Consider the following 8585-nt stretch of genomic DNA (forward strand, 5'->3'; position numbering starts at 1 on the left):
CTCGGCGGCGACGCGCTGGAAGGTCCGCGTCATATCTGGTGGAATTTTGTCTCTTCCAGTAAAGAGCGGATCGAGCAGGCCAAAGCGGACTGGAAGAGCGGCCGCTTCGCGCCTGTCCCCAACGAACATGAGTTCATTCCGCTGCCGGAGTGAACCCTCCCGCCCCACCTTCTGACGTCCGCGCGCCCCCCGCGCGGCGACAGCCCCGCTTTTGAAAGTTTGCCCATGACCACCATGCTCGCCAGCGACCTGCCCCTTCCCCGGATCGGGCGCGGCAAGGTCCGCGATATCTACGCCGTGGGCGACGACCGCGTGTTGCTGCTGACCACCGACCGCATCAGCGCCTTCGACGTGGTGATGGCCGAGACCATCCCGATGAAGGGCGCGGTGCTGACCCAGATCAGCGCGTGGTGGTTCAACGAGCTCGAGGGCGTGGTCCATCATCACATGATCAGTGCCGATGCCGACGAGATCATCAAGGAAGTGCCGGCGCTGCGGGGGCATCGTGCCTCGCTCTCGGGGCGCGCGATGCTGTGCAAGCGCACCACAGTGTTTCCGATCGAATGCGTGATCCGCGGCTATCTTTCCGGCTCGGCATGGAAGGAATATTCGGCCCATGGCACGCTGGCCGGCGAGAAGCTCCCGCCGGGACTGCTCGAGAGCGCAAAACTGGAGCCCGCGATCTTCAGCCCGGCGACCAAGGCCGAGACCGGCCATGACGAGAACATCACGATCGCGCGGATGCGCGAGATCCTCGGCGACGAAGTGACGTACACGCTCGAAAGCATGACGCGGGCGGTCTATACGCTCGGCGAAAAGCTCAGCCGCGACCAGGGCATCATCGTCGCCGACACCAAATTCGAATTCGGCCGGGACAGGGACGGCCACATCATCCTGATCGACGAGGTGATGACCCCCGACAGTTCGCGGTTCTGGGCGGCGGACGCCTACAGGCCCGGCCAGCCGCAGCCGAGTTTCGACAAGCAGCCGCTGCGCGATTATCTCGACGCCGAACGCCGCGCCGGCCGCTGGAACGGCGAAGCCCCGCCGCCGCCCTTGCCGGCCAGCGTGGTCGAGGCCACCAGCAAGCGCTATCTCGAGGCCTATCGCCGGATCACGGGGAGTGAGCTGAAAATCTCGCTCTCCCCGCCCTGAGCGGCAAGCCTCAACATATTCCATTGTCATACGCGGGCTTGACCCGCGTATCCATCTTCTTTGAATAATGATGGATTGCCGGGTCAAGCCCGGCAATGACGAGCGGGTCTCGTACTCCCGCCCGTTGTGCCCGTTCGCATAACGAAAAACATCAGGGGCTGACATGACCGAGATCGACAGTGTGCTGGTCGAACGTGATGGCGCAGTGACCATCGTCTCCATCAACCGTCCGCATTGCCGCAACGCCGTCGATGGCGCGACGGCTCGAAAATTGTACGACGCGTTCAGGGCATTCGATGCCGATGCGGAAGCTTCCGTCGCGGTGTTCACCGGCACCGGCGGCTTCTTCTGCGCCGGCGCCGACCTCAAGGCGGTCGCATCAGGCGATCCCAACAAGAAGCGCGAGATCGGCGGCCACGATTCGATCGCGCCGATGGGGCCGAGCCGGCTGCGGTTGTCGAAACCGGTGATCGCCGCGGTGGAGGGTTTTGCGGTGGCCGGCGGCATGGAACTGGCGCTGTGGGCGGATATGCGCGTGGTCGCCGAGGACGCCACCTTCGGCGTGTTCTGCCGCCGCTTCGGCGTGCCGCTGATCGATCTCGGCACCATCCGGCTGCCGCGCCTGATCGGTCATTCCCAGGCGATCGACCTCATTTTGACCGGCCGTCCGGTCGGGGGTGCGGAAGCGCTGCGCATGGGCCTTGCCAACCGTCTGGTTCCGAGCGGCGAAGCCCGCGCCCGGGCGATCGCGCTGGCGAGGGAGATCGCGCGCTTCCCGCAGACCTGCCTGCGCGCCGACCGGCTGTCGGCGCTGCGGCAATGGGACCTTTCGGAAGAAGAGGCCATCGCCAACGAAATGCGCGGCGGCCTCGAGGTCATTGCCTCAGGCGAAACGCTCTCCGGCGCGACCCGCTTTGCCTCCGGCGTCGGCCGTCACGGCGCATTCGGCGAGAGCAGGCCGGACTAGCTCGCCCCCGACGATCGCCGGATCAAGCGCCGAGTGGTGCATGCCCCGGACTGTCACAAAAATTTTCTTGTCGCTGGCTGACGCGGTCGTCTACCACTGGCCGTGGGTGGTGGGTGCGCGCGTGGTCAGTCAATCCGTCAGTCTCGGTCCTAAACTGCGCCGAGCGATCAATGATGTGCTCGGCGGCGGCGCCGCCAGCGTCCTGACCGTGACCTTCGGGCTGTCCTACGCGCTCTTGATCTTCGCAGGTCCGCTGGACCCATATCTGTCCTACGGCGTCGCCGCCACCTTCATTTCATCGGCCGTTCTCTCCGCGGTTCTCGCGCTCGGCAGCTCGTTGCCGTTTGCGATCGGGGGTCCCGAGAGCTCCACCGCGGCGATGACGGCAATCCTGGCGTCGTCGCTGGTCGAACGGATGTCGTCGGCCGATGCGACTGCGCCGCCGCTCGCGCCGATTCTCATCACGCTCGGCCTCGCCAGCATCGCCACCGGCATCGTGCTGTGCGGCTTCGGCATGACGCGGATGGGGCGCGCGATCCGCTATGTGCCTTACCCCGTGGTCGGCGGATTTCTCGGCGCCACCGGCTGTCTGATCTTGTTGGGCGCCGTTCGCGTTATCACCGGCCACCGCCTTCAATTCGGAACCTTCGATCAATTCGCAAACACTTTGACCCTGTCCGAACTGGCGGCGGCCTGCGCCATGGCGGCCGTGCTGTATCTGACCTGGCACCGCTCCCGCAGTTCGCTCGGGCTACCGATCATTCTTGTCGCGGGCATTCTTCTCGCCCACCTCGTGTTCTGGCCGGCGGGCATTTCGCTGGCAGAAGCGCAAGCCGCGGGCTGGACCTTTCAGCCCCCGCCGCACGTCACTTACATGTTGCCGTGGAGTGCAACCGAAATCGGCCGCTACCCCTGGCGCCTGCTGCCGGACCTTTCGGGCAACCTGATCGCGGTCGTCTTCGTCACCGCCTCGAGCGCCTTGTTCAACACCACCGGCCTCGAAGTCGCCGTGCATCGCGAGGCCAACCTCGAACGGGAATTAAGCGTCACCGGTCTGGCTGATGTGCCGTCGGGCGCGTTCGGCGGCTATACCGGCTGCGTTTCGGTCAGCCGCTCCGTGCTCAACTTCAGCAGCGGCGGCAGAGGCCGATTGTCGGGGCTGACGGTGGCCGCGGTATCGCTGCTGATGCTGGCCTTTGCTCCGATGCTGCTCGGCTATATGCCGAAATTCGTGCTTGGCGGCCTCCTGATCTACCTGGGCGCGGACCAGCTTCACAGATGGATCATCGAGTCGCGGCGGCGGCTTTCGATGACCGAATACCTGTCGCTGCTGGCGATTATCGTCATCATCGTGCAATGGGGCTTTATCGCCGGCATCCTCATCGGCGTCGTGATCGGTTGCGCGACGTTCGCGCTGAGCGCCTCGCGGATCGATTCCATCAAATACAGTTTTGACGGATCGGAATTTCGCAGTTCGCTCGATCGCTCCCGCGGCGACCAGGCGGTGCTGTCGGCGCATGGCGGCAAAATCCAGGGCCTCAACCTGCAGAGCTATCTGTTCTTCGGCTCGGCCAACCGGCTCTATCAGCATGTCAAGGGGCTGCTGGCGCTCCATCCGGAATGCCGCTTCCTGGTGTTCGACTTCAAGCTCGTCACCGGCATCGATTCCTCGGCGGCCTACAGCTTCACCCAGATCAAGCGAGCCGCCCATGACCGCGGGGTCAGGCTGGTGCTGGTGCATCTTCCGGCCACGGCCGAGAAGGCGTTGCGATCGAGCGGGTTCATCTCGCAGGAGATCAGCGTCGTGCCCGAACTCGATCATGCGCTGGAATGGTGCGAGAACGAGATCATCGCGCAACATCAGGGCCACGAAGGCGAAGAGACCTCGTTGCGCGACTGGTTCACGCAAATTCTGGGGACTGAACGCGACGCCCAGGAATTGATCCAGCGCTGCCAGCGCATCGAGGTTGAGGCCGGCGAGATCATCGTCAGCGCCGGCGATGCTGCCGATTCCATGCATTTCATTCTCGACGGCCGCGTCGGCATCATGATTCCCGCCGACCAGGGCCGCACCACGCGGGTACGCAGTCTCGGCCGCTACACCACGATCGGCGAGATGGGCCTCGTCTCGCACGCGCCGCGCAGCGCGACGATCCAGGCCGAAGTCGCCAGCGTTCTCTATGTCCTGAACACGCATCAATTCGAGGCGATCAAGCGCAATAATCCGGCGCTCGGTCAGAAACTCCTGACCTATTTCGTCTCCGTGATGGCCGAGCGCCTGACCTTCGCCAATCGCATGATCGCGGTGCTCAGGAGATAGCGGGAGGAGGCGTGGTTGGCGTCCGGTCCGGCCGGTCGACCTCATCCAGCGCCAGCAGCAGTGACGCGACGCGGTTGGCGGAAGAGGCCCACTCCGCCAGCTTTGCAAAATTGTCGGTGAACCAGTTGAACGCGGTCTGCACGACGACGAACGCCGCCGCGGCCTGAACCACTTCCCCGAGGCTCATCATGCCCAGGAGATATTTCGGGGTGCACAACAGCAAGCCGATCACCGGGGTTACCAAGAGGCTCGAATAGGTCACCACCGTCATCCGCATCAGCTGCCACATATAGATCCGCCAGATCGTGATCACCCCCTTCAATGCCGCGCCGATGACGTGACGGGGGTCCTTCTTGCCGTCCGGCATCGCGGTCCCTTCCCCGCTCTCCCGCAGATGCGTGCCGATCGACCTCAACTCCGCTTCCGTCCGTTTGTTTTCCTCCATCACGCGTGTCAAATGGTGGGCGATGAGAAAGATGCCGGCCGAAAGCAGGGCGGAATAGACGATCACCGCGATGACGAGGTAGCCGGGAATGGTCAGGACGAAACCACCGAGGTCGATGGGCAGGCCGTCTCCGACCGACCAGAGAATTCCGATGAACGTCACGGCATTGAGCAGCGACTGCAATAGCCCGAGGGCGAGGTCGACCGGCAGATCGGTTGCAATCCGGGCGTCCTCGGCGATGCGGAATTCCGGGCTGTCATAGTCTCCGGCCACGAACCGGAGCCGGACATAGCGATCGTCCTTCAGCCAGTAGTCGTAGAGGTGGCTGCTGAGCCACGCGCGCCAGGTGCGCTGCATGGTCATGCGGCCCCAGACCGAGAACACCGTAAGCGCGAGACTGGCCGTGGCCAGCGGCACGAACCGCAAAGCCTGGGTCCAGAGTCCGGCGGCGTCCCGGCGCCCGATCGCATTGAAGAAGTCGCGATTCCAGTAATTCAGCGCATACTGCGTCAGCAATTGCAGGATCACGGTCGCGATCAGCACGGCCACCAGAAGCCATGCCCGCCACGCCCCTCGGCCCCGCCAGAATCCTGATGCGCTCTGCCAGAATCGGGCGAGCAGCCGCTTCTCGTCCGGAACAGAATGGTTCTGGTTCAGCATGGCGCTTCGGTTGCATCAGCCGCGCGATGATACCGAACGAGACGCTTGGCCGGAATAGACATCAGTGAAAAATACGCGATCCGCGACCATCCGGTTTGACCTGAGTCAAGCCCGATTGCCGCCTGCAATTCGCAGGGGGCGACGATCGCGTTTCGCCTGGCCGGGACGGCGTAGCAATCAAACCCCGGCCATCATCACGTATTTGATCTCGACATATTCTTCCATGCCGTGATGCGAGCCTTCGCGGCCGAGGCCCGACTCCTTGACGCCGCCGAAGGGGGCTACTTCGGTGGTGATCAGCCCGGTATTGACGCCGACCATGCCGGACTCCAGCGCCTCGGCGACCCGCCAGACCCGTCCAAGATCGCGCGCGTAGAAATAGGAGGCGAGCCCGAACGGCGAGTTGTTGCACAGCGCGATCACTTCGGCCTCGTCCTTGAAGCGGAACACCGGCGCCAGCGGCCCGAAGGTCTCCTCCCGCGACACCAGCGCATCGGCTGCGACGTTCGCCAGCACCGTCGGCTCAAAGAAGGTGCCGCCGAGCGAGTGGCGCTTTCCGCCGGTGATGATCCTGGCACCGTGCTTGACCGCATCCGCGATGTGCTTTTCGACCTTGTCGACCGCTTCCATGTTGATCAGCGGACCTTGCGTCACGCCTTGCTCGGTGCCGTCGCCGATCTTCAACGCCGCGACCTTCTTCGAAAGTTTCTCGACGAACTGATCGTAGATCTTGTCCTGGGCGTAGATGCGGTTGGCGCAGACGCAGGTCTGGCCCATGTTGCGATATTTCGAGACCATCGCGCCTTCGACGGCGGCATCGATATCGGCGTCGTCGAACACCACGAACGGCGCATTGCCGCCGAGCTCCAGCCCGAGCCTCTTCACGCCGACCGCGGCCTGCCGGTACAGGATCTTGCCGACCTCGGTCGATCCGGTGAAGCCGACGAAACGCACCGCGGGATGCTCGCACAGCACCTTGCCGATCGGCGGCGCGTCGCCGGTGATGACGTTGAACACACCCCTGGGCACGCCGGCCTTCTCGGCCAGCGCCGCCAGCGCCAGCGCACTGAGCGGCGTTTCGTTGGCGGGTTTCAGGACCACGGTGCAGCCCGCGGCGAGCGCGGGCGACACTTTCCGGGTGATCATCGAATTGGGAAAATTCCACGGCGTGATCGCGCCACAGACGCCGATCGGCTGCTTGATCGCGAGCAGCCGCGCGTCCGCGCGCTGCGTCGGAATGGTTTCGCCATAGACGCGGCGGGCCTCTTCCGCGAAAAATTCGACATAGGCGCCGCCGATGTCGACTTCGCCGAGCGCCTCGGCCAGCGGCTTGCCCTGCTCGGAGGTCAGGATCAGCGCCAGATCCTCGCGGTTGGCGATGATCAGTTCGAACCACTTGCGCAAGATATTGGAGCGCTGCTTGGCGGTGAATTTAGCCCAGGCCGGAAATGCACGCTCGGCGGCCTCGACCGCGTGGGTGGCATCCGCGGCCGTCATCTGCGGCACCTTGGCGATTTCGCCGCCGCTGGCCGGATTGTTCACGGGATGCGCCGGCGTGCCGACCCAGGCGCCGTCGATATAACAATGCTCGCGCAGCAGCGAGGGATCCTTCAGACGGTCGCGCAGCGATGGCGCGGACGGTTGCGAGGCGCGTGCGCTAGCGGTCGGGGTCATGGCGTTGCTCCTGGGATTTTTTTGGGTATCGAGATCGAGCATAGGCCGAAACCGGCCGCAATGCACCGGCCGCGAAAGCGCGGCTGCCTCAAGCAAATTTGGGGGCTGTAATCGGTGCTCGTCATTCCGGGGCGATGCGAAGCATCGAACCCGGAATCTCGAGATTCGCAATTGCGCATCTGAGGTCTGGTGCTTACGCACCATCCCGGAATGACAGTCTTTAAATCAGGCCGCGCCGCTCATATAGGTTTCACGCCGGCCGATCATGCGGTCCGCGGCGGCCTTGGCGTCCGCCTTGGTGCTGGTTGCGCAGGTGCGATATTCGAGGTCCGGCAGGGCTGCCGCCTCGCGCCGTCCGAACCAGGATTTGGAACCGACCGGCAGCAGCGCCAGCGCCTGGGCGACGTTGTCGACCGCGCCGAAAGAATGCAGCGCGCCTGTTCCCGCGTAACGGACTTCGTAAATGCCGGGACTGATCGGCGCTTCGATATTTTCGCCGCGGCCCGCCCGCGGATACCGCTTCCATTCGCTCCAGGTCGAAATCATTGCCTGCCCCTCGCGGCACGTTGGCCGCAATCAATTAAAATCGAAATACGCGATCAAAAGCGCTCTTTTTGCTGTCATCTGAACGCCTTACTACAAAATGGGTTCCAGAAAGGCGATTTGCAAGATAACGCCGAAAGAGGATGAGGTCACCGTTAATGCGCCCCCATCCACGCAATTTTGCCGAGTGTTGAAGTACAGATTCTCCGCTATGGCGGTGATCACGAGATCGCGACCGGGGGACGTGTGCGCTCACGCTTGCGTGAGGCCATGGCCGGGAGGATGATCAGCCACTTCAAAAAAACAACCCACGGGAGGTGGCTCATGCAAAGCAAAGCTCAGATCGATCAGGTCCTGCGCCAGAAAAGCGACGCCAGGGAAATTCCCGGCGTCGTCGCCATGGCCGCGAACAGCAAAGAGGTGATCTACCAGGGCGCGTTCGGCAAACGCGACCTGTCCAAGGACGATCCCATGACGCTGGACAGCGTGTTCTGGATCGCCTCGATGACCAAGGCCATCACGACGGCGGCGGCCATGCAGCTGGTCGAGCAAGGCAAGCTTTCGCTCGACGCGCCGATCGGCAAGGTGCTGCCCGATCTCGCCTCGCCGCAAGTGCTCGAAGGCTTCGACGCCAGTGGCGAGCCGAAGCTGCGGCCGGCGAAGAACCCGATCACGCTGCGCCATCTCATGACCCATACCGCCGGCTTCTGCTACAATATGTGGAACGGCGACATGGTGCAGTATCTGGAGAAGACCGGGCTGCCCGCCGTCACCACCTGCAAGAACGACGCGCTGAAGCTGCCGCTGATGACGGACCCCGG

At 63.8% G+C, this 8585-nt stretch carries 8 protein-coding genes; 5 read left to right on the top strand and 3 right to left on the bottom strand.

Annotated features, from left to right (window positions below; all coding sequences use genetic code 11):
- From QZ213_RS19910 to QZ213_RS19925, 4 genes are all read left to right on the top strand, one after another.
- On the top strand, positions 1-153 hold a 153-nt coding region (locus QZ213_RS19910), incomplete at its 5' end, for a pirin-like C-terminal cupin domain-containing protein (RefSeq protein WP_291687817.1).
- A gap of 72 nt (positions 154-225) precedes the next feature.
- Positions 226-1155 (top strand): phosphoribosylaminoimidazolesuccinocarboxamide synthase, encoded by a 930-nt coding sequence (locus QZ213_RS19915; protein ID WP_291687810.1) that lies wholly within the window; start codon positions 226-228, stop codon positions 1153-1155.
- A 163-nt stretch (positions 1156-1318) separates the two neighbouring features.
- Positions 1319-2122, top strand: a complete 804-nt coding sequence (locus QZ213_RS19920; protein WP_291687811.1) for a crotonase/enoyl-CoA hydratase family protein — start codon at positions 1319-1321, stop codon at positions 2120-2122.
- A gap of 40 nt (positions 2123-2162) precedes the next feature.
- A complete protein-coding gene (locus QZ213_RS19925; protein WP_291687812.1) occupies positions 2163-4442 on the top strand; it encodes a SulP family inorganic anion transporter in 2280 nt (759 codons plus the stop codon).
- Here the strand turns inward: QZ213_RS19925 and QZ213_RS19930 are convergent.
- The 3 genes from QZ213_RS19930 to QZ213_RS19940 all read right to left on the bottom strand — a co-directional run bounded on the left by QZ213_RS19930 (position 4432) and on the right by QZ213_RS19940 (position 7767).
- Positions 4432-5547 (bottom strand): SbmA/BacA-like family transporter, encoded by a 1116-nt coding sequence (locus QZ213_RS19930; protein ID WP_291687813.1) that lies wholly within the window; start codon positions 5545-5547, stop codon positions 4432-4434. The genes QZ213_RS19925 and QZ213_RS19930 overlap by 11 nt on opposite strands.
- A gap of 177 nt (positions 5548-5724) precedes the next feature.
- A complete protein-coding gene (locus QZ213_RS19935) occupies positions 5725-7221 on the bottom strand; it encodes an NAD-dependent succinate-semialdehyde dehydrogenase (protein WP_291687814.1) in 1497 nt (498 codons plus the stop codon).
- A gap of 225 nt (positions 7222-7446) precedes the next feature.
- Positions 7447-7767: a hypothetical protein gene (locus QZ213_RS19940; protein ID WP_291687815.1), complete on the bottom strand. Its 321-nt coding sequence runs from the start codon at positions 7765-7767 to the stop codon at positions 7447-7449.
- Positions 7768-8088: 321 nt separating this feature from the next.
- On the opposite strand from QZ213_RS19940, the gene QZ213_RS19945 reads away from it, so the two are divergent.
- On the top strand, positions 8089-8585 hold a 497-nt coding region (locus tag QZ213_RS19945; RefSeq protein WP_291687816.1), incomplete at its 3' end, for a serine hydrolase domain-containing protein.

Source organism: Bradyrhizobium sp., assembly GCF_017881085.1.
In the GTDB taxonomy this organism is placed as follows: Bacteria; Pseudomonadota; Alphaproteobacteria; order Rhizobiales; family Xanthobacteraceae; genus Bradyrhizobium.